Annotated in this window: 20 protein-coding genes; 6 read left to right on the top strand and 14 right to left on the bottom strand. The window is 65.2% G+C overall.

Features of this window, described 5'->3' with window-relative positions; genetic code table 11:
- Positions 1–70: 70 nt before the first annotated feature.
- Positions 71–1,051: a Bug family tripartite tricarboxylate transporter substrate binding protein gene (locus ACSQ25_RS12750; protein ID WP_436106060.1), complete on the top strand. Its 981-nt coding sequence runs from the start codon at positions 71–73 to the stop codon at positions 1,049–1,051.
- Between the two features lie 70 nt (positions 1,052–1,121).
- Here the strand turns inward: ACSQ25_RS12750 and ACSQ25_RS12745 are convergent, their stop codons facing one another.
- Together ACSQ25_RS12745 and ACSQ25_RS12740 are read right to left on the bottom strand one after the other, a co-directional pair.
- On the bottom strand, positions 1,122–3,092 hold the full coding sequence (locus ACSQ25_RS12745) for a peptidase U32 family protein (protein WP_436106059.1): 1,971 nt from the start codon (positions 3,090–3,092) through the stop codon (positions 1,122–1,124).
- A 66-nt stretch (positions 3,093–3,158) separates the two neighbouring features.
- On the bottom strand, positions 3,159–4,031 hold the full coding sequence (locus tag ACSQ25_RS12740) for an MBL fold metallo-hydrolase (RefSeq protein WP_436106058.1): 873 nt from the start codon (positions 4,029–4,031) through the stop codon (positions 3,159–3,161).
- Between the two features lie 117 nt (positions 4,032–4,148).
- On the opposite strand from ACSQ25_RS12740, the gene ACSQ25_RS12735 reads away from it, so the two are divergent.
- Entirely contained in the window at positions 4,149–5,147 is a 999-nt protein-coding gene (locus ACSQ25_RS12735) for a GlxA family transcriptional regulator (RefSeq protein ID WP_436106057.1), read from the top strand.
- Here ACSQ25_RS12735 and ACSQ25_RS12730 read toward each other — a convergent pair.
- Positions 5,126–5,857 carry a siderophore-interacting protein gene (locus ACSQ25_RS12730; RefSeq protein WP_436106056.1) on the bottom strand — a complete coding sequence of 244 codons (732 nt, stop codon included), beginning with the start codon at positions 5,855–5,857 and terminating at the stop codon, positions 5,126–5,128. The genes ACSQ25_RS12735 and ACSQ25_RS12730 overlap by 22 nt on opposite strands.
- 33 nt (positions 5,858–5,890) lie before the next feature.
- Here ACSQ25_RS12730 and ACSQ25_RS12725 point away from each other — a divergent pair, with 33 nt between their 5' ends.
- Complete coding sequence (locus tag ACSQ25_RS12725; RefSeq protein ID WP_436106055.1) at positions 5,891–6,397, top strand: MarR family winged helix-turn-helix transcriptional regulator; 507 nt, start codon at positions 5,891–5,893, stop codon at positions 6,395–6,397.
- Here the strand turns inward: ACSQ25_RS12725 and ACSQ25_RS12720 are convergent.
- The 4 genes from ACSQ25_RS12720 to ACSQ25_RS12705 form a co-directional block, all read right to left on the bottom strand.
- Positions 6,361–6,912 (bottom strand): putative glycolipid-binding domain-containing protein, encoded by a 552-nt coding sequence (locus ACSQ25_RS12720; RefSeq protein ID WP_436106054.1) that lies wholly within the window; start codon positions 6,910–6,912, stop codon positions 6,361–6,363. The two genes, ACSQ25_RS12725 and ACSQ25_RS12720, sit on opposite strands and share 37 nt — an antisense overlap.
- Positions 6,913–6,975: 63 nt before the next feature.
- Positions 6,976–7,173: a hypothetical protein gene (locus ACSQ25_RS12715; RefSeq protein WP_436106053.1), complete on the bottom strand. Its 198-nt coding sequence runs from the start codon at positions 7,171–7,173 to the stop codon at positions 6,976–6,978.
- A gap of 185 nt (positions 7,174–7,358) precedes the next feature.
- Positions 7,359–8,318, bottom strand: coding sequence for a chemotaxis protein (locus ACSQ25_RS12710; RefSeq protein ID WP_436106052.1), 960 nt, complete (start codon positions 8,316–8,318; stop codon positions 7,359–7,361).
- A 130-nt stretch (positions 8,319–8,448) separates the two neighbouring features.
- Positions 8,449–10,329 (bottom strand): AI-2E family transporter, encoded by a 1,881-nt coding sequence (locus tag ACSQ25_RS12705; RefSeq protein WP_436106051.1) that lies wholly within the window; start codon positions 10,327–10,329, stop codon positions 8,449–8,451.
- Positions 10,330–10,521: 192 nt separating this feature from the next.
- Here ACSQ25_RS12705 and ACSQ25_RS12700 point away from each other — a divergent pair, with 192 nt between their 5' ends.
- Positions 10,522–10,980 (top strand): YybH family protein, encoded by a 459-nt coding sequence (locus ACSQ25_RS12700; RefSeq protein WP_436106050.1) that lies wholly within the window; start codon positions 10,522–10,524, stop codon positions 10,978–10,980.
- Positions 10,981–10,999: 19 nt separating this feature from the next.
- On the opposite strand, the gene ACSQ25_RS12695 is transcribed toward ACSQ25_RS12700, so the two are convergent.
- From ACSQ25_RS12695 to ACSQ25_RS12665, 7 genes are all read right to left on the bottom strand, one after another.
- Positions 11,000–11,788, bottom strand: a complete 789-nt coding sequence (locus ACSQ25_RS12695; protein ID WP_436106049.1) for a transporter substrate-binding domain-containing protein — start codon at positions 11,786–11,788, stop codon at positions 11,000–11,002.
- Between the two features lie 11 nt (positions 11,789–11,799).
- Complete coding sequence (locus ACSQ25_RS12690; RefSeq protein WP_436106048.1) at positions 11,800–12,726, bottom strand: isoaspartyl peptidase/L-asparaginase; 927 nt, start codon at positions 12,724–12,726, stop codon at positions 11,800–11,802.
- Positions 12,723–13,457, bottom strand: a complete 735-nt coding sequence (locus tag ACSQ25_RS12685) for an amino acid ABC transporter ATP-binding protein (protein WP_436106047.1) — start codon at positions 13,455–13,457, stop codon at positions 12,723–12,725. The genes ACSQ25_RS12690 and ACSQ25_RS12685 overlap by 4 nt, the downstream gene beginning before the upstream one ends.
- Position 13,458: 1 nt before the next feature.
- Positions 13,459–14,130, bottom strand: coding sequence for an ABC transporter permease subunit (locus ACSQ25_RS12680; protein ID WP_436106046.1), 672 nt, complete (start codon positions 14,128–14,130; stop codon positions 13,459–13,461).
- Positions 14,130–14,789: an amino acid ABC transporter permease gene (locus ACSQ25_RS12675; RefSeq protein WP_436106045.1), complete on the bottom strand. Its 660-nt coding sequence runs from the start codon at positions 14,787–14,789 to the stop codon at positions 14,130–14,132. The genes ACSQ25_RS12680 and ACSQ25_RS12675 overlap by 1 nt, the downstream gene beginning before the upstream one ends.
- Before the next feature lie 70 nt (positions 14,790–14,859).
- A complete protein-coding gene (locus ACSQ25_RS12670) occupies positions 14,860–15,591 on the bottom strand; it encodes a copper homeostasis protein CutC (RefSeq protein WP_436106044.1) in 732 nt (243 codons plus the stop codon).
- The gene (locus tag ACSQ25_RS12665; protein WP_436106043.1) at positions 15,584–16,501 is read right to left on the bottom strand and encodes an ROK family protein; all 918 of its coding nucleotides are present in this window, start codon (positions 16,499–16,501) and stop codon (positions 15,584–15,586) included. Before ACSQ25_RS12665 ends, ACSQ25_RS12670 begins: the two co-directional genes overlap by 8 nt.
- A 182-nt stretch (positions 16,502–16,683) precedes the next feature.
- On the opposite strand from ACSQ25_RS12665, the gene ACSQ25_RS12660 reads away from it, so the two are divergent.
- Together ACSQ25_RS12660 and ACSQ25_RS12655 are read left to right on the top strand one after the other, a co-directional pair.
- Complete coding sequence (locus tag ACSQ25_RS12660; RefSeq protein WP_436106042.1) at positions 16,684–17,346, top strand: hypothetical protein; 663 nt, start codon at positions 16,684–16,686, stop codon at positions 17,344–17,346.
- Between the two features lie 4 nt (positions 17,347–17,350).
- Entirely contained in the window at positions 17,351–19,324 is a 1,974-nt protein-coding gene (locus ACSQ25_RS12655) for a hypothetical protein (protein WP_436106041.1), read from the top strand.
- The last annotated feature ends 2 nt before the right edge of the window (positions 19,325–19,326 follow it).

The raw sequence follows: 19,326 nt of genomic DNA, 5'->3' as shown, positions 1-19,326 counted from the left end.
CCGTGTTGTCAAGCGCTGAATAGGATAAACTGTCGGCTCAATGGCAATTCACTAACAAAGGATGGAGACTATGCGATTATTCTTCGGGACCGGAATCAAGCTTGCGTGTGCAGTGGCCGCATCGGCAATTTCCTTCAGCGCGATGGCGCAAAACTGGCCGGGCTCGACGGTGACGGTGGTGGTACCGTGGCCGCCGGGCGGTCCGTCGGACATCGCGGCGCGTCCGCTGGCCAAGGGCCTGACCCAGTCGCTGGGCCAGACCTTCGTCATCGACAACCGCGCCGGCGGCGGCGGCAACATCGGCACCGCTGCCGTGACCCGCGCCAAGCCGGACGGCCAGACCCTCCTGATCACCTCGAGCGCACCGATCGTGATCAACCCGAGCCTGTACAAGAAAATGAGCTTCGACCCCCTGAAGGACCTGGCGCCGGTCACCAACCTGCTGCGGGTGCCGCTGGTCCTGGTGACCCACCCCTCGGTGCCGGCCAAGAACCTGAAGGAGCTGATGGCGCACATTCAGTCGAAGAAGGGCCAGTTCTCCTATGGCTCCTCGGGCAACGGCACGCCCCAGCACCTGACCAGCGAACTGTTCGCCAGCGTCACCAAGCTGGAGATGACCCACGTGCCCTACAAGGGTTCGGCGCCCGCGATCACCGACCTGGTGGGCGGCCACATCCCGCTGATGTTCGACAGCACCATCGCGATCATGCCGCACATTAAGGCCGGCAAGGTCAAGCCGATCGCGATCTCGAGCGCCAAGCGCTCGCCGCTGCTGCCGGACGTGCCGACCTTCGCCGAAGCCGGCCTGCCGCAGATCGAGTCCTACGCCTGGTACGGCTTCTTCGCGCCGGCCGGCACCCCGAAGCCGGTGCTCGCCAAGATCAATGCCGAAGCGCAGAAGGTCATGAAGGGTCCGGAGTTCCAGAAAGTGCTGGCCGACACCGGCTCCGACTACGTGGGCGACACGCCTGAGAACTTCAGCAAGTTCGTCCAGGCCGAGCACGAGCGCTGGTCGAAAGTCGTGAAGCAGAGCGGCGCGACCGTCGACTGATACGCTGCCGCACCAACAAAAACGCCGCCTCGGGCAACCGGGCGGCGTTTTTTTATGCCTTGATCAGGACTCAGGCACGCGGGCGCTGTTTGTGGAAGACCAGCGGGCTGTAAGGCACGGCCGAAGGCGGCGGTTGCTTGAGGATGTTTTCCTTCATCGCGCCGACCACGTGCATCTCGCAGGGCTTGCAGTCGAAACGCAGGGTGTAGCGCTCGTTGCCGCTCACCAGGGTCATCGGCTCGGCCTTGACCTGGCCCTGCACGCCCTGCACGCCCTTGGCCTGTTTCGGGCACAGGTTGAAGGAGAAGCGCAGGCAGTGCTTGGTGATCATCAGCGAGACTTCACCCGGTTCTTCATGCGACTCGTAGGCCGCATCGATCAGCTGTACGCCGTGCTTGTGATAGAAGGCGCGCGCCTTTTCGTTGTAGACGTTGGCCAGGTAGCTCAGCTGCGGGTCCGGGTAGATGGCCGGCGGTTCCACCGGCGCCTTGCGTTCCGGACGTTCCCAGCTCGCCAGGCGCGCCGCCTCGTGCGCGGCGACGGCGTCGCGGCGCAGCGCATTGATGGCGGCGGACGGCACGAACCATGGCTGCGACAGTTGCAGCTCGCTGGATCCGGCCTCGAACATCGTGTTGCCGAGCTTGGCGATGCTGGTGCGCAGGGCGCTGTCGGCCTGGGCTGCCTGCTGGGCCGGCTGCAGGGCGATCGCGGCCTCGGTGACGGTTTCGATACCGTCCTCGTCGCGCAGCGTCAGGCGCAGGCCGCCCGGCACTTCGGACAGGGCCAGGTCGACGCGGACCTTGCGCTCGGACGACTTCTTGCTCAGCGCCGACTCCCACTGGTGGTCGCGGTTGCGGTGGATGATGGTGCCCAGCTTCAGGCCTTCCAGGCTCTTGACCATCTCGTTGGGGAACACGCGCCAGCGCTGGACATCCTCGTCCTCACCCAGTTTTTCGGCCTTGTTGGCCTGGATGCCGACCGTGGTGCGCTTGTTCATGTAGTTCAGGCCGTCGCCGTTGGCCATCGGCGCATTGGTGGCGAGCTCGATGAAGTCCGGCCCGATGCGCGTGACGGTGCCCAGTTCGACGCCGATGTACTTGGGCGAATCGAAGGCGCCGATGTCTTCCTGGCGGCCGAGGGCGAAGTAATCGGTGTGCCCGCGGTGGAAGTTCTTGTCCACGTCCGGGGTGAACAGCACGCGGGTGGATCCGCTCGAGGCGCGGGTGTATTCCGGGCGGCGCTCGAGCAGCTCGTCGAGCAGCAGGCGGTAATGGGCCGTGATGTTCTTCACGTAGCCCATGTCCTTGTAGCGGCCTTCGATCTTGAACGAACGGATGCCGGCGTCGACCAGCGCTTCCAGGTTGGCGCTCTGGTCGTTGTCCTTCATCGACAGCAGGTGTTTTTCGTAGGCCACTACGCGGCCCTGGCCGTCGCTCAGGGTGTAGGGCAGGCGGCAGGCCTGCGAGCAGTCGCCGCGGTTGGCGCTGCGGCCGGTGTCGGCGTGCGAGATATAGCACTGGCCCGAGAACGCCACGCACAGCGCGCCGTGCACGAAGTACTCGAGCGGGGTGTCCACTTCGCTTTTGATCTTCCTGATCTGCTCGACGGTGAGTTCGCGCGCCAGCACCAGCTGCGAGAAGCCGGCATCGCCCAGGAACTTCGCCTTTTCCACGCCGCGGATGTCGCACTGGGTGCTGGCATGCAGCTGGATCGGCGGCAGGTCCATCTCGAGCAGGCCCATGTCCTGGATGATCAGGGCGTCGACGCCGGCCTCGTACAGCTGCCAGATCTGCTTGCGCGCCAGATCGAGCTCGCTGTCGTGCATGATCGTGTTCATGGTCACGAAGATGCGCGCCCGATAGCGGTGGGCGAACTCCACCAGGCCTGCGATGTCTTCCAGCGGGTTGCTGGCATTGTGGCGCGCGCCGAAGGCCGGGCCCCCGATGTACACCGCGTCGGCGCCGTGGAGGATGGCCTCGCGGCCGATCTCGGCGGTTTTGGCGGGCGACAGCAGTTCAAGCTGGTGGTCGAGCAGTGACATGGCGGATTCCTTGATGCGAAGGCCGAAATTATAGCCAGATCAAGGCCTTAAGTCATTCGCCATCGTTCAGAACTTCAGGACTTCGCCATCGGCCGGAATGCGTACCCGGTCTTGGATACCATGTTGCCTGACATGCTCTTTTAACTCCTTGCGGCTCAGGGTCATGTGGTTGATCGCATCCATATGCGTCGCAATGATGGTCGCGTTCGGCATCTGCTGGTAGGCGCGCAGGACATCGTCCTTGCCCATGATGATCGAGCCGGCGTAGCCGATCATGCGCGCGTCGCCGGCGTTCATGAGGATGAGGTCGGGCTTGAACTTTGCCAGCGCCTGGTCGACGCCGGTCCGCCAGAGCGTGTCCCCCATGACGTAGACGGTTTTCGCGCCCGGTGCCTGGAAGACGATACCCATCGCCTTGCCCAAGGCTTCCGCAAGGGGCTTCTTCGCGTACATCTCATCCGTACCGTGTTGTCCGCCCGTCTTGCTCAATTGCACGCCCTCGAACACGGTCTGCTCACCGAGGATCCGGACATTGGTAAAACCCTGGTCGCGAATCAGTTTGGCATCCTTTTCATCCTGGACGAACAGGGGAATCGCCTTCGGGATGTGCTGGTGGTCGCCGCCGTCCCAATGGTCGAGGTGGGTATGGCTGACGATGACTGCATCGACCCCGTTCATGATGGTCTTCACCGGCATCGGGAGTTCGACCAGCGGGTTGCGCAGGCTGCTGTTGAAGGTGCCTTCGAAGCCCGGATAACGGCCTTTCTTAGCCAGGAAGGGGTCGAGCAGGAAGGTCTTCCCGCCATAGTTGATCTTCGCCGTGGCGTTGCGGATTTGCTGAATCTGCACCGGCTGCGTGCTCGCACCCGGGGTGGCCGCCTGGGCCGCTGCGCCGACGGCGAGGGAAAGAATGAGGGTCGCGACTGTCGAATGTTGCATCTTGCTGCTCCTAAAGTGATATTGGATGCAGCATTGTGGGCGCAGGAAGGAAGCAGTAACATTGACCCGCATGCCAATTAACGACACTTTCGGGCCACCACCCGCATTTCCTCATCCATGACCACGAAACTTCCCGTCGTCGCCCTGATTCTCTACCCGAGTTTCAGCCCCTTCCACTTTTCCGTGCCTTACCTGGTATTCGACACCGTGTTGCCTGAAGGCCGCTTGTTCGACCTGAAGATCGTTTCACCGGGTGCCCAGCCCCTGACTGCGGAGCGTGCAATGACGGTCCATCCGGACGGCGGCCTGGAGCTGACGGAGACGGCCGACATTCTGATCGTGCCGGGATGGCACGACCTGGACGCCCGTCCAGGTGCCGACCTGGTGGCGGCGCTGAGGCGTGCCCATGCGAGAGGCGCCCACGTGGTCGGCCTGTGCTACGGTGCCTACGTACTCGCCTATGCGGGGCTGCTCGACGGCAAACGGGCGTCGACGCACTGGATGGCCGAGAAGGATTTCAGCGTCCGGTTCCCGCGCGTGAAGCTCGACATGAATGCGCTCTATGTGGACGAGGACAAGCTGATCACGTCGGCAGGGACTGGTGCCGGTCTCGACTGTTGCCTGTATATCGTGCGTGCCGTCCATGGGCCCAGGATCGCCAACAAGCTGGCGCGAACGATGGTCATCCCGCCGCATCGCGAAGGCGGCCAGGCGCAGTTCATCGAACAACCGATGGCCCAATCGACCCAGGATGCCCAGGTCAACCGGCTGCTCGACTACTTGCGGGAAAATCTCGGCCAGCAGCACAGCATCGATGCCCTGGCGGCAAGGGCGGCGATGAGCCGCCGGACATTTACCCGCCACTTTTACAAGGCGACGGGAATGACCCTGGTCGACTGGCTGGTCAACGAACGCTTGCAGCACACCCGCGAGCTGCTGGAAACGACGTCGCTGCCGGTCGAGAGAATTGCTGAGTCGGCCGGCTTCCAGACAGCGGTGTCGCTCCGCCAGCATTTCAAGAAGCGTTTCCAGGTGAGCCCAAGAGATTGGCGCCGGACCTTCGGACAGAGCTCAGCCACCGAGCCGGGCCAGGCTCACTCGAGGTTCTCGTGGTGATCGGCCACCCCCTGTTTCCAGTAAGCCGAGACGCGCATCGCATCTTTCGGCAAGCTTTTTTCCTCGAGGAGCAGGGCGCGCACCCGCTTGGCGGTCGCGGCTTCGCCCGCGTACCAGGCAAATCCTTCACCCGCAGGCAGGGCGAGCGCAGACAGCGCGTCGACCAGTTCTGCGTCGCTGTCGACCCAGGCCGCCTCCACTTGCGCCTCTGACGGCAGAGGAAGGCGATCGTCGCCGTCCGCGGCGATCACGGCGAACACGCGGCTGCCTGCCGGCAGCTCGGCCAGCCGGCGGCGGATGGCGGGCAGGGCGCTGCGGTCACCCGCCAGCAGATGCCAGTCATAGTCCTCGGGAATGATCATCGAGCCGCGCGGACCTGCGATAATGGCCGGCTGGCCGACCGTGGCGCGGCGGGCCCAATCGGATGCCGCGCCTTGCTCATGCAGGGCGAACTCCAGGCTCAGCTCGCGCGCGTCGGCGTCGTAGTCGAGCGGCGTGAAGTCGCGCCGGACCTGCGCGCCGTCCGGGCCGTCGAAGATGAACTTCACGTGGTCGTCGAAAGAAGCAGAGGCGAACAGGGCCAGGGCGTCTCCACGGAAAGTGATGCGCAGGAAGGATGCGCCAAGCGGCGCGATGCGGGCGACGGCGAGCTCGCGGATGTGCAGTTCATGGCGGACGCGCTGTACGCCCCGGCGGAGTGGCTGTTCCATGTCGATCCAATTTAGTTGATAATGTCATCCATTATGGAAAATCTAGTTGACGATGTCAACCATCGTGATACAGCTGCGCGCGATGGCGACGTGTTCGAATCGATCCACGAGATCATGCACTTGTACCGCGCGCAGCAATACCGCTCGCTGCGCGCCACGCCGCACGAACTGACCCACATGGAAAACAAGGCGCTCGGCTATATCGCGCGCCACCCCGGCGCCACCGGGCGCGACCTGGTGCAGCGTTCCGGTCGCGACAAGGCGCAGGTGACGCGCCTGGTGCAGGGCCTGCGCGAAAAAGGCCTGGTCGACGCGCGCACGGATGCCGCCGACCGGCGCAGCACGCGCCTCTACCTCACTGCCGGCGGCGCGGCCGTGCATGCCGAATTGCACGAGGCCGGGTTGGCGCTGGCGGCCCAGGCACTCAGCGGCCTCGACGATGCCGAGCGGCGCCAGCTCGCAGGTTTGCTGGGCAAGCTACAGGAAAGCCTGCGCAGCTCCGCTCAGGACGCGCCGAGCCGGGTGAACAGCGAGGGGTAGCGCAGCACCAGGCCGTCCGGGTCCAGTTCGAGTTCGGCCTGGAAGGACCCGATCGGCCCTTCGTACAAGTAGCGGCCGTCCGGCAGCTGGGTGTAGGCCTGGTCGAGGCGGCATGCCGCCAGCGAGGGAATGGGAATGTAGACGACCGTGATGGCGCTGCGTTGGCGCAGAGCGGCGCCGAGGCGGCGCACCGGGAGGGTGTTGGTGAAGGGCGTGGCGGCGATGTCGACGTCGATGCAGCCGGACAGCGAGGGCTGGTCGGCGCCGTCGCCGTCGCGCCAATGCCCGTCGCCGTCGCTGGTCAGCACCAGGGATGCGCCGCCGGCCGCGTGTACTTCGACCGAGCGCACTCGCCACAGGCTGTCGCAGCAGATCCGGTAGCTGCAGCCGAAAGGGCCGTCGCCGCAGTCGCCGATGACGACGCCGTCCGCGACGATCACCTCGTCCCGGCGTTGCAAGCTCAGGTGTTCCAGTCCGATCCCGTCCTCGGACTGCCAGCGGTACGCACGCCGCATGCTTGCCTCCGAATCAGGCACTCCAAGGAATAAAATAGCACGCCGTGAGCGCCCTTGCAGGCCTCAGTCGTTGCGGGGAAAGGCGCGCCGTTCGTTGCGGCGGCGGCGTTCGGGCTGATCGAAGGCGCGCAGCAGGATGTCGCGCGGGATGTGGCAGTTGTCGAGATAGTCGAGGGCGAAGCGCAGGCCCCGGGTTTCCGCCAGAAAAAAGGCGTACTCGGCGGCTACTGCAGTGTCATCGTCTCGTCGTCGTTGCGGCATGGTGTGCTTTCCGCGGGATACAGCGGCCAGGTGGCGCGCATTCCCGCTTGTCCGGTCGGCGAAAGCATGACGCTTCCGCCTGGCCGGTACCCCCGATATCGCACCGACTTGTTGTCAATAATACATGGGGCAGGATGGCGCACGATGTCGAATGTGTTAGTGTTTGTTACATCACAACGAATCTCTTACTGGCGCAGGACGCGGCGGATCGTGTTGGCCAGGTCCTCGGCCGAGAACTTGGCCACGTAGGCGTCGGCCTGCACGTTCTTGACGTGCTCTTCGTTCGTGGTGCCCGACAGCGAGGAGTGGATGATCACCGGCAGGCTGGAGAAGCGCCCGGTCTTCTTGATGTTGCGGGTCAGCGTGAAGCCGTCCATCTCCGGCATCTCGAGGTCGGTCAGCACCAGGGCGATCTTGTCGTGCACGGTCTTGCCTTCGGTCTCGGCGGCATTCGCGATGCTGTTGAGCTGGTCCCAAGCGTCCTTGCCGCTCTTGGCCATGATGAAGGGCAGGCCCATCACTTCCAGGCCCTGTTCGATCAGGGCGCGGGCGACCACCGAGTCGTCGGCGGCCAGCACGACCGAGCCCGGCTTGATCTGGATCTTCGAACCGACCGCCTGCTGGCTGATCTCCGGACCGGAATCGGGATTCATGTTGCGCAGGATGGTTTCGACGTCGAGCACCTGGGCCAGGCGGCCCGGCTGGCCGTTCTCTTCCGGCAGGCGGGCGATACTGGTGACCATGCCGCTGCCGGCGGCACGTTCGGCCGACATCACCTGGCTCCAGTCCAGGCGCACGATTTCCTCGACGCTCTCGACCGCGAAGGCCTGGGTGGTGCGGGCGAATTCCGTGACCAGCATGATGTTCAGGCCGGTCTTCGGCTTGACGCCGGCGATGGCCGGCAGATCCAGCACCTGGATGATCTGGCCGCGCAGGTTGACCACGCCCAGCACGTGCGGCATCGAACCGGCCACGGCGGTGATTTCCGGCATGGCCACGATCTCGCGGATCTTGAACACATTGATGCCGAACAGTTCGCTGCGCTCGCCGTTTTCGTCGCCGCCGAGGCGGAACAGGAGGAGTTCGAATTTGTTGGTGCCGGTGAGGTTGCTGCGCTCGTCGACTTCTTGTTGAACCGATTTCATATTCCGCCGCCTGAAAAATTAATGCCGATGGGAAAGCATTTTACGTGGGAAACATCCCAAATCGTAAAGACCGCCAGCAAAAAGCTCGTGATTTTTCACATGCTCACGGCGGGAAAACAACAAATCACCCTTATGCAGCAAGCCCCGGCTTGACTGGCGCCCCGCGGTCCGGCGCCACGAAGGCCAGGCCTTCCTCGAAGGAGCGCAGGATCATGTCGACATAGGCCTCGACCAGCGCGCGCTTGGGCAGCTGCTCGTCGTAGGGCAGCAGCACGGTGACCATCAGCGCTTCCGGCAGGTCCTTGCGCAGTTCGGCCACCGCCGCGCGCCAGGCCTCGAAATTGTCCTGGCGCGGATAGGTGATGAAGACCGTGGAAACCAGCTCGGGGCCGCTGCCCTCGGGCTTGTCGATCGGCGCGCCGACCACCAGGCTGCGCGCGTCGACGTCGCCCTCGCGCAGCGCGCGCACCAGCAGTTCGGTGAGGAAGTCGTCGCGTTCGGACGGCAGCCCGGCGCACAGCACGATCGAGCCGAGCGGCACGTCGAGCGAACCCTGCCAGCGGCCGAAACGCGCCTCGCGCATCTGGCGCAGGTGGGCGCCGATGTTCGCGTCCAGCAGCGGCACCGGCTTGCGGCGGTTGCGCGCGCTGCGGTCCGAAGCCGAGGCGACGGTCTCGGCGATGTTGGCGATCACGGCGCGCATGCGCGCTTCCTGCGCCTTGTCGATGGTGCCGGTGCCGAGGTCGGACACCGCCATGCGCAGGCCCGGCAGCAGCACGTGGTCGCAATAGCGCGCGAAGCTGTAGCGGCGCACGTAGGCGCGCGCATCCTTGGTCAGTTCGTCGGCTTCGCCGGCCAGCACGCGCTGGTGGAAACGCTCGGCGTCCGACATGTTCGGCGCGTCGCCCAGCAGGATCGTGATCGGCGCCAGCGCCCGCACGTGGCGCCCGGCCACGACCAGGCACAGGGTCAGCGGAGTCGACAGCAGCAGGCCGACCGGGCCCCACAGCGCGCCCCAGAACAGGGCCGAGACGATCACGGCCAGCGGCGACAGGCCGGAGCTGTGGCCATAGACTTTCGGCTCGATGAAGTTGGCCAGCACCAGCTCGAAGGCCAGGAAGATCGCCATGCAGGTGAGCGCCAGCGACCAGCCGGGGTCGATCGCCGCGACGAAGACCGCGATGATCGTTCCCGCCAGCAGCACGCCCAGGTAGGGCACGAAGCGCAGCACGCCGCTCAGCACGCCCCACAGGATGGCATGCGGAATCCCGGCCAGCCATAGCGACAGGCCGATCACCGCGCCGAAGGTCGCGTTCACGATGAACTGCGAGAAGAAGAAACGCGACACGCCCTGGGCGGCGTCGCCCAGGGTGCGGATGGTGCGGCTGACTTCGGCCTGGCCGGCCAGGCGCACCAGGCGGTCGCGCAGCGAACCCTGTTCCAGCAGGATGAAGACCAGCAGGATCAGGACCACGCCGGCCTCGCCGATCGGCCCCCAGACCAGGTTGATGACGCGCCCCAGCGTGTCCTTCATGGTGCGCGGAGTGCGCACCTCGACCGGAATCGGCTGGTTCGGGTTGACGACCAGGTTGCCGCGCCGTACGCGCACTGCCTCGGCCGCCGGCGCCGGCACCGGGGCAACCGCGCTCAGCTCGGCCTCGATGCGGGTGATCGGGCGCTCGACCAGCTCGCGCACCTTGGCCACCTTGGTCTTGATCGCGGCCCGGTACTGCGGCAGGTCGCGCGTGATCGTCACCAGCTGGTCGAACAGCACGGCGCCGACCCCGCCGACGCAGGTGGCCACCAGCGCCACCGACAGCAGCACGGCGGGCATGCGCGCCAGCCCGACCCGGGTCATGCTGCGCACCAGCGGCGCCAGCACCAGGCTCAGGATCAGCGCGAGCGCCAGCGGCTCGAGCACTTCACGTCCGAAATACAGCAGGGCGACGACGCAGGTCGCGCTGACGACGGTGCTGGCCGTCAGGCGCAGGGAAGGTGGCTGGAGATTCATGCAGGGCGGATCCGGAAGCGTCAGTGTGATAACCGGGTATGTATAAAGCAAAATGTTCACTTCGCCAAGTGCCTGGTGCAAGAACGCTCAGCCAAATGCGAAAAAGCCAGAAGTGCATATCGATTATTCGTAGTCATCGCTGCAAGTCCTCGCTAGAATCGGCGGCATTCGACCCCATGACAAGGACCGCCCATGCGCAAGCTGCTTCTTGCACCTTTGTTCGCCGCCGTGCTCGCCGTGCCGGCACTGGCCCAGACCCTGCCGTCCGTGAACGTGCCGCCCGAGGTCGACCAGCTGCTGCGCGCCTATGAGCGCGCCTGGGCCGCGAACGATGCCGCCGCCCTGGCCGCGCTGTTCGCCCCGGACGGTTTCGCCCTGCCCAGCGGCCAGCCGCCGGCGCGTGGGGCGGACAGCATCCGCCAGGCCTACTCGCACGGCGGCGGCCAGCCGACCACCCTGCGCGCGCTCGACTACCGCGCGTCCGGCGACCTGGCCTACATGGTCGGCGCCTACGGGCCGGCCGGGCAGGGACGCGACTTCGGCAAGTTCGTGCTGGTGCTGCGCAAGGTCGACGGCCGCTGGCTGATCGCCGCCGACATCGAGAACGCCAACGGGCGCATGGGGCCGCCGCAGCGACCGCTTGCCCGCTAGGTTCTCAAAGATGATGTGCTTACGGTGCGTGCAGCGCCGGGGGCACCGATTTGCTGCCCCACCACTTTTTGTAGTTGGCCGCATAGGCGCCGGACTTGATGTAGTCCGCGACGAAAGCGTTCACGAAGTTCAGCAGCGCGGGATCGCCCTTGGCCATGGCGATGCCGATCGGCGTATTGCCGTAGGTCGCGGGCAGGGTTTGCAGCTGATCGTTCTTGCTGGCCAGGTAGTCGAGCAGCGACGCATCCTCGATGCCGGCGTCGACGCGCTTTTGCTGCAGGAGCAGGACGCCGTCCGGCGCGAAGTTGTCGGTGTAGACGAACAGCGCCTGCGGCGCCGACTGCTTCAGGAAGGCGTCCGCCGTCGTGCCCCGCCCGACCACGACCCGTTTGCCGTTCAGGTCCGCCAGGGTCTTGATGCGCGCGCTTTTTTGCGCGATCACACACAGGCCGGCCAGGTTGTAGGGAATTGAAAAATCGACCACGCGCGCGCGTTTGGGCGTGATCGAGACGTTCGCCACCACCAGGTCGAGCTGCTTCGACATCAGCATCGAGATGCGCGCATCGCTGGAGACATCCGAAAAGCGCACCGGCACGCCGAGCCGCGCGGCAAGCTGCCTGGCGACGTCGACGTCATAGCCGACCGGTTCATTGCCGGCATTGCGGAAACCGACCGGCTCGCCGCCCAGCGAGACGCCGATGCGCACGTAGCCGCGCGCCTTGATGTCCTCGATGCGGCCGGCCTGTGCGTGCGCCGCCGCCAGCATCAGGACCGCGGTGGCGGCGCACTTTGTCAAACGATGCAGCATGATCTGTCCTTTCATGATTGGACTGCGGAGGCGACGCGCAATTCCGGCGCGGCCATGCGCTCGTCCCAGTACCAGTAGCGTATCTCGTCGTCGCAGTGGTAGTTGACCACCCGGTGGTTGCCGTGGGCGTCGATGGCGTGGATGACCACGCCGGCCAGGAAACCGGTCTTCAGCTCGGACAGCTCTTCCACCGCCAGCTTGAGGGCATCTTCCAGGCTGTAGCCAAGGCGCATTGCCAGCACGATGCTGCGCGAGGTCCCGCAGCGCATGGTCATCTCGCCGGTGTGGGTGCAGGCCGCGGCGCCATAGCGGCTGTCCGCATAAAAGCCGGCGCCGGGAATCGGCGAATCGCCCAGCCGGCCCGGATACTTCCATGCCCAGCCGGAGGTCGAGGTCACCACGCCAGTGTTGTGCAGCGCGTCGCGGCCCAGGAAGACCGTGGTGTCGCGCACGCGTTCGGGATCGGTGATGGTGTTGCTGAGCGGGGCCAGCGGAATATCGGGGAAGGCTGCCCGCTGTTCCGGCGACATCTCCTTCTCCAGCTTCTCCCACCACACGCGCTTGCTGTCCGGGTGCAGCACCTCGTCGACGGCGAAGCCGCGCTCGGTGGCAAAGCGGCGCGCACCCTGGCCGGTCAGCATCACGTGCGGCAGGTGCTTCATCACCTCATACGCCAGCGCGGATACGGGCAGGGTGGCCGGCACCGCCCCGACCGCGCCGACCGCGCGTGTCGTGCCGTCCATCACGCCTGCATCGAACTCCATCTCGCCCAGCATGTTGGGCCAGCCGCCGTAGCCGACGCTGCGCACCCTGGCCTCCCGTTCGACCCTGGCGATGCCGCTGACCATGGCGTCGATGCCGGCGCCGCCCTCACGCAGCAGCGCGACCGTGGTGTCGAAGCCCGGCCAGGCCTCGGCGTTCGCTAACAGCATCTTCATGACTTGCTCATTTTCGAGAGGAATTGGGCGATGCGCGGCTGCGCCAGGCCGCCATCCGCCGCGAAGAAGCGCGCGGTCGGCAGGTCGGCCAGCAGCCGGCCCCGGTCGAGGAACACGATGCGGCTGGAGATCTGGCGGGCGAATTCGATTTCGTGGGTGACGAACAGCATGGTGGTGCCGCTGCCCGCCAGCCTGGCCAGGATGTCCAGCACCTCGGCCGTCATTTCCGGGTCGAGTGCGCTGGTGACTTCGTCCAGCAGCAGGTAGCGCGGTTTCATCGCCAGTGCGCGGCAGATGCCGACGCGCTGACGCTGTCCGCCCGAGAGCTGGGCCGGATAGGCATCGGCGCGTTCGCGCAGCCCGACGGCGGCCAGCAGTTCGCGCGCCTCTTCTTCGGCCTGGCGGCGCGGCAGCTTCAGCACTTCCACCGGGGCCAGCGTGATGTTCTGCAGCGCCGTCATGTGCGGGTACAGGTTAAACAGCTGGAACACGGTGCCGCAACTGCGGCGCGCCAGCCGCAGCTGGCCGGGATCGTCGACCCGGTGGCCATCGACGGAAATACTGCCGCCATCGAGCTTCTCGAGGCCATTGATGCAGCGTATCAGCGTCGACTTGCCGGAGCCGCTGGCCCCGAGGATGGACACGACCTCGCCCGGCGCGATGCGCAGGTCGATGCCGTCGAGTACCGTGGTGGCGCCGAAGCGCTTGGCCACGCCTTCTATCTGGATCATCCTATAGCCCCTTCCATTCAGTATGCACACGCAGGCGCGCCTCGGCGCGGGCGCAGCTTGCCGCGATCAGGCGGGCCATCAGGTAGTACAGCAGGCCGATCACGGTCCAGACGATGAAGGGCTTGAGCGTGCGCAGGTTCAGGATCGCGCCCACCTTGGTCAGGTCGACCACGCCGATCACCGAAATCAGGGAGGTCACCTGCAGCTGGTTGACCAGCAGCCCGGCCAGGGGCCCGACACCGAAGGCCGCCGCCTGCGGCGTGACCACGTGGCGCAGGCATTGCCAGCGGCTCAAGCCGAACACGCGCGCGGTTTCCAATTGGTCGCGCCCGACTGATTCGATGGCGGAGACGGCAATCACGTAGACGAAGGCCGCCGTGTTGCCGGACAGGGTGATGAGGGCGGCTTCCACAGGCGTCAGGTCGGTCTGCAGCAGCACGGGCAGGCCGAAGAACACCAGGAACAGCTGCACCAGCACAGGGGAATTCTTCAGCAGCTCGGCCAGCAGGGCGGCCAAGGGGGCCAGTAGCGGCGTGCGGTAGTAGCGCAGCAGCGCCCAGGCCAGGCCGAGCATCAGGCCGATCACGGTCGTCGCGGCGAACAGGCCGACCGAGACCCCCAGGCCCTGCAGCAGCAGGAGCAGGTCGTGCGGCGTGAATTCGGCGTAGCGCATCAGGCCAGGTCCCGGTTCAGGCGCCGGTGCAGGGCGCCTGCCGACAGGGACACCAGCCAGGTCATCACGGCATACATCAGCAGGAGCAGCAGGTAGACCTCGAAGGGCTGGAAGGTATCGGAGGCGACGATCTTCGCGCTGCCGGTCAGTTCATTGAGCGTGATCGCCGACAGGATGGACGAGGTCAGGATCAGGTTGACGAATACCGATCCCAGGGGCCGGATCGCCGTGCGCAGCGCGATCGGCAGCACGATGCGCCGGGCAATCGCCAGGCGCGACAGGCCGCTCACCTGCGCCGCCTCCAGCACGCCCGGTTCGACCGCCAGGATGCCGGAACGGATCACGTCGGAGGTAAAGGCGCCGCCCGCCAGCGACAGCGCCAGCACCCCGGTGTCGAAAGCGCTCAGTTCGAGACCGATCTCGGGCAGGCCGTAGAACAGGAAGAACAACTGGACGATGAAGGGTACGTTGCGGAAGACGTCGACATAGACTTCGGCCGAACGGCGGGCCAGCGGCGATGCGGCGGTGCGCATCAGGGCCGCCGCAATGCCCAGGGCGAGGCCGCCGGCCAGGGCCAGCGCGCAGGCGAGGGCGGTCAGCCGCGCACCGGCTGCCAGGTCGCCAAGGTAGGGGGCAAGAAGGGTCGGATCGAAGGTCAAACAGGGGCTCCGCAAGGGTATCCCGTCGAGTGTTGCATACGCCCCTGTGGATTTCAAGCGAAGGGCGGTTTCACCCCTGTAGTTTAGCTTTCAGGGCCGCGACTTTAGTGGGACTGGTGCGGCGCCGGCTGCCGGAATCGAAGCCGAGGGCCGCCACCTGCAGCGCCGGCGCAGGCAGCGGCTCGGAGCAGGAGGCGTGGATCTCGCGCAGTGGCAGCCGTGCGCGCAAGACCTGTACGTTGTCCGCGTTGATACCAGCGCCGGGCATGATCGTGATGCGGCCGGCGGCGGCGTCGAAGCAGCGCTGCAGGCCGTCCAGTCCTTGCGGCGCGCTGGGGGCGCCGCCGGAAGTGAGGATGCGCTCGAAGCCGAGCTCGATGGCCAGGCCGGTTGCCTGCGCAAGATCCGGGCACAGGTCGATGGCGCGGTGCAGCGTGCAGCGCAAGCCATGGTCACTGGCGCGGCGCACCAGCCGCTCCAGCGTGTCCCGGTCCAGCCGGCCGTCCGGCAGCGAAGCACCCAGCACCACGCCTTGCAGGCCGGCGGCGGCGACCGCGTCGATCTCGTCCAGCATCAGCGCCGTTTCCGCAGCGCCGAAGCAGAAGTCGCCGCCACGCGGACGGATCATGGCGACCACCGGCACCGGGCTGGCGGAGGCCGCGCGCAGCAGGCCGGCGCTGGGCGTCAGCCCGCCGATGTCGAGCGCGCTGCACAGCTCGATGCGGTCGGCGCCGCCGGCAAGCGCCGCGGCGAGTCCGGCGGCGTCGTCGACGCAGACTTCCAGCGTGATCGCATCAAGCATGTGCGGTTTCCAGTTTTTCCTGGCCCAGCCAGGCCGCGCCGATCAATCCCGGTTCCGCGCCGGACTGGCCGGGCACGATGATGGGCGCTGCGGTCTTGCGCAGGATCGCGGCGCGTACCGCCTGGTCGAGCCGTGCGATCAGCGGCGCGCTGTTGGCCAGTCCGCCGCCGACCGGCAGGATCGACGCGCCGAGGGTGTTGATCAGCATCGCCAGCGGTCCGCGCAGCAGATCGACGAAGCAGGCAATCGTGTGCTCGGCGGCGGCGTCGCCGGCCTCCCACGCGGCGACGGTCTGGCGGCTGTCCAGCAGCTGCCCGTGCAAGGCCAGGTGCAGGCGCTCCAGGCCGCGCGCGCCGCCGACCGTGTCGAGGCAGCCGCTCTGGCCACATCCGCAGGGGAAGCGCGGAATGGCTTGCGGCGGCGTTCCGGCAAAGCTTGCGGCGACGGGGCCGTGGCCCCATTCGCCGGCGAAGCCGCCGGGTCCGCCGATCAGCCGTCCGCCGATCACCAGGCCGCCGCCGACGCCGGTGCCCAGGATCAGGCCGAACACGGTGGCATGGCCGCGGCCGGCGCCGGCCTGGGCTTCGGCCAGGGCAAAGCTGTCGGCGTCGTTGATGATCCAGACCGGCAGCCCGAGCGCGGCGCCCAGGTCGGCGGCCAGCGTGCGGCCGTCGATGCAGGGAATGTTGGCGCACTTGATGCGGCCGTCAAGCGGGTCGATCACGCCGGCGATCGAGATGGCGACGCCGCGCGAGGGGCCGCCGGCCGCGATCAGCGCCCCCATGGCGGCGGTGAAGGCGGCGAAGTCGTGGACGGGCGTCGGGACGCGCTGCAGTTCGCCGATCCGGCCGTCAGCGGTCGCGACGGCACATTTGATGGCGGAACCGCCAATATCGAAGCAGGTAATCATGCTGGAGCTCTCGGAAGTGATTTTGTAAGATCGCCACCGTCGTCCCTCATAGCAGCACAGCTCCCTCAAAAGTCTCGGTCTGAGAGTTTTGCTTCCTTTTTTGGGAAGTAAAACTAGCACTTCGCTGACGCATGTACTAATTTGTTCAGATCAGTGTCATCTCAGACCACCCGGAGGGGGCGATGGCCACAGCAAAGACTCCACGATCGGCGCAGCGGGCGCGCGTGCTTGACGCCTATCGCGGGCGCGGTCGCCAAAACAGCAATCTTTGGCTTGGCTACAGTGTCAAGCAGAACGAAGATCTCATTTTTCATTCCGACCGTAGTTTTGTCCACTGGCTCGCGTTCCTCGAAAGCGATCCTTCGGTCGTCGGGTTTTACCCCATTTCTAGAGATTTGAGCACTGTGCTTGAAGTTGCTCCCGAGTGCGCAATGGTGGTCGATCGTTCAAAGCAGCAACTAGAGGTGCACATCGTCGCCGCAGCCGCACGTGAGCTTGCGACAGTCCAGACGGATTCCGGGCCCGCAACGGTACGGATGATTTGCCTCGACGAACTGCGCGCACGTTCGCGCCTTGCAGTTCACTGGCTAAAGGCAGTCAACTACGCAGGCATGCTCCGGTACATGAACGTCGCTGCCGTCATGAACCATCTGGCTTTGGCACTCACACGCAGGCACTCAGGATCGCTCGACGACCTGATTGATGACTTGGCCGGGCATGATCGCGCTACTGTATTCGGCGCCGTTGTGAGAGCGGCAATTCACGGTCGGGTCGACCTTGACCTGTCGTCACATGGATTGTGCGGGGCGAGTCGCTGGGCAAACCGAGTCGCGCGGGCGCAGTAGCGACATGGGCACACGAGAGTCAGTTATCAAGGACGCTGTGCCGATTGCCTTGTGGCCGACGGTGCTCGACGTTGAGTTTGAAGACAAACAACGAGAACATTTTCGAGCGCAGGCAGAGGCAATGCGCCTGTACTTCGCATGGGTTCCCGTTGCCGAAATCGAAGCTCGAACCGGCATCCATCAAACCTGGCTACCCAGGCTGGCGAGACGCTGTCTTGAGATCGCGCCTGACGGGCGTATTCAAGGCTTCCGTGCGTGCATTCCGTTTGCTCGCGCCAAGGACTATTGCAGGGTCAGCAAACTGCCGCATAATCCGCCGGGAGTTCCATCTGGGATGGCCGGCGCACTCGGCATGGTGCTTCGGCGATTTCCAGATATCGAAGAGCAGCTGGTTCTGTACATCAAGAATGAAGCGAAGCATCTTGCCGTTCCAGAGTTCAAGCTTAGGCCATGCGATCTGCACAGAATCTTTATTCGCTGCCTGACAGAGAAAGGGGTGACGTCCAGCGAGTGGCCATTCACCACGCAGTACAGGGGGCTCCGCTCCATCCAGGCATATATGGGGGAAGTCCTGAATCAGCATTTTGCGCGAAGTGCAGCGACACGCGGCGACAGCGCGGCCCGGGCGCACGTTAATGTAGGGCGCGGTGTTGCGCCACTGCTCAGCTTTGACGAACCATACGATGCAGTTGAGATCGATACATACAAAATTGAAGCGCATGTTACGGTCGCGTTCCAAACGCCGGATGGACTTGAAACTGATTTAAGGCTGGACCGGCTGAACCTGATTGCAGTGGTTGATCGCTTCAGCAGTGCTGTGTTGGCGTACACAGTTGTTTACCGGCCTGAAATCAGTGCGGACGACATCCTCAAAGTTATTCGGAATGCAGCATGCGGGGCCTGGAAGCCTATGGAACTGAGCATTCCAGGATTAGCCTATCCGGAAGGCGGCGGTCTGCCGAACGGGGTGATCGCTGGCGCGCACGAGGCACTATGGAACGCGACAATGTTCGATGGTGCGCTGGCGCATTTGGCGTCGACCGTCCACGCCCGAGCCCGTGCGGCACTAGGCTTCGCTATCAACTGGGGGCCGGTCGCGCATTTCGAGCGCAGGCCAAATGTCGAGAGAACATTCAACCAGATTGGCAGGACCTTGTTCAAGCGACTTCCATCGACGACCGGTTCGCATCCACGCAGCGGTCGTGCAGACGAGGCGGAGCGTAAAGCAGTAGACCTTCACATCAGAGCGGCAGAAGTGGAGCAACTTCTGGACGTTACGTTCGCGCAGCATAATGTCACCCCTTCAGAAGGGATATCGAACCTGACTCCACTACAGGTAATCAGCTACTTTCTTGAGCGTCCGGAACGTTACGAGTCTCGCCGACGCCCTGCTGGCATGGCGGCGGAAGCGGGATTCGGCCAATACGAATCAGCAGTTGTTCGAGGCGATCGCAGCACGGGCAGGCGTCCCTATATCCAGGTCGACCGCGTGCATTACACCAACGAGGTCCTGGCCAGCTCCGGCCACCTGATCGGAGCGCGATTACTGTTGGACGTGGACGAGGATGATATGCGGCAGGTCAAAGCTTACCTGCCCAATGGCGGCGAGTTGGGCGTGTTGAAGGCCCACGGGAAGTGGGGAGTGACCAAGCACAGCAGACGTACTCGAAAGGCAATCAACAGTCTCATAACGAAGAGGCTGATCACCATCACCACGTTCGACGATCCCCTGCAGGTGTACATGCGTCACTTGGCCAGCAAAAAAGGCGGTCGCGCGACTCAAGGCCCAAAGCCGAAACAGGCAACCGAGCTTGTCCGGATTAGTAAAGACGCAGGCTTGGATGCAAGCGTCATACGGGCTCCTTCGCCGGCACCTGTCGCTCCCGGCAGCTCCCGTCGTGTCCGCGACGAGACCCGCGGGCGCCTGCTGGATGAGCCGACATTCGATTTCTTCTCCAAGGTCAAGAATCGGAGGTAGTC

This window comes from Massilia sp. LjRoot122, from assembly GCF_964252725.1.
Taxonomy (GTDB): domain Bacteria; phylum Pseudomonadota; class Gammaproteobacteria; order Burkholderiales; family Burkholderiaceae_D; genus Telluria.
The sequence above is the reverse complement of the archived record's forward strand: the minus strand, read 5'-3'. Positions and strand labels throughout refer to the sequence as shown.

Excerpts from the sequence above, each read along its gene's own strand:
- ACSQ25_RS12750 (WP_436106060.1), top strand. The coding sequence starts at position 71 with ATGCGATTATTCTTCGGGACCGGAATCAAGCTTGCGTGTGCAGTGGCC.
- ACSQ25_RS12745 (WP_436106059.1), bottom strand. The coding sequence starts at position 3,092 with ATGTCACTGCTCGACCACCAGCTTGAACTGCTGTCGCCCGCCAAAACC.
- ACSQ25_RS12740 (WP_436106058.1), bottom strand. The coding sequence starts at position 4,031 with ATGCAACATTCGACAGTCGCGACCCTCATTCTTTCCCTCGCCGTCGGC.
- ACSQ25_RS12735 (WP_436106057.1), top strand. The coding sequence starts at position 4,149 with ATGACCACGAAACTTCCCGTCGTCGCCCTGATTCTCTACCCGAGTTTC.
- ACSQ25_RS12730 (WP_436106056.1), bottom strand. The coding sequence starts at position 5,857 with ATGGAACAGCCACTCCGCCGGGGCGTACAGCGCGTCCGCCATGAACTG.
- ACSQ25_RS12725 (WP_436106055.1), top strand. The coding sequence starts at position 5,891 with ATGGAAAATCTAGTTGACGATGTCAACCATCGTGATACAGCTGCGCGC.
- ACSQ25_RS12720 (WP_436106054.1), bottom strand. The coding sequence starts at position 6,912 with ATGCGGCGTGCGTACCGCTGGCAGTCCGAGGACGGGATCGGACTGGAA.
- ACSQ25_RS12715 (WP_436106053.1), bottom strand. The coding sequence starts at position 7,173 with ATGCCGCAACGACGACGAGACGATGACACTGCAGTAGCCGCCGAGTAC.
- ACSQ25_RS12710 (WP_436106052.1), bottom strand. The coding sequence starts at position 8,318 with ATGAAATCGGTTCAACAAGAAGTCGACGAGCGCAGCAACCTCACCGGC.
- ACSQ25_RS12705 (WP_436106051.1), bottom strand. The coding sequence starts at position 10,329 with ATGAATCTCCAGCCACCTTCCCTGCGCCTGACGGCCAGCACCGTCGTC.
- ACSQ25_RS12700 (WP_436106050.1), top strand. The coding sequence starts at position 10,522 with ATGCGCAAGCTGCTTCTTGCACCTTTGTTCGCCGCCGTGCTCGCCGTG.
- ACSQ25_RS12695 (WP_436106049.1), bottom strand. The coding sequence starts at position 11,788 with ATGCTGCATCGTTTGACAAAGTGCGCCGCCACCGCGGTCCTGATGCTG.
- ACSQ25_RS12690 (WP_436106048.1), bottom strand. The coding sequence starts at position 12,726 with ATGAAGATGCTGTTAGCGAACGCCGAGGCCTGGCCGGGCTTCGACACC.
- ACSQ25_RS12685 (WP_436106047.1), bottom strand. The coding sequence starts at position 13,457 with ATGATCCAGATAGAAGGCGTGGCCAAGCGCTTCGGCGCCACCACGGTA.
- ACSQ25_RS12680 (WP_436106046.1), bottom strand. The coding sequence starts at position 14,130 with ATGCGCTACGCCGAATTCACGCCGCACGACCTGCTCCTGCTGCTGCAG.
- ACSQ25_RS12670 (WP_436106044.1), bottom strand. The coding sequence starts at position 15,591 with ATGCTTGATGCGATCACGCTGGAAGTCTGCGTCGACGACGCCGCCGGA.
- ACSQ25_RS12665 (WP_436106043.1), bottom strand. The coding sequence starts at position 16,501 with ATGATTACCTGCTTCGATATTGGCGGTTCCGCCATCAAATGTGCCGTC.
- ACSQ25_RS12660 (WP_436106042.1), top strand. The coding sequence starts at position 16,684 with ATGGCCACAGCAAAGACTCCACGATCGGCGCAGCGGGCGCGCGTGCTT.
- ACSQ25_RS12655 (WP_436106041.1), top strand. The coding sequence starts at position 17,351 with ATGGGCACACGAGAGTCAGTTATCAAGGACGCTGTGCCGATTGCCTTG.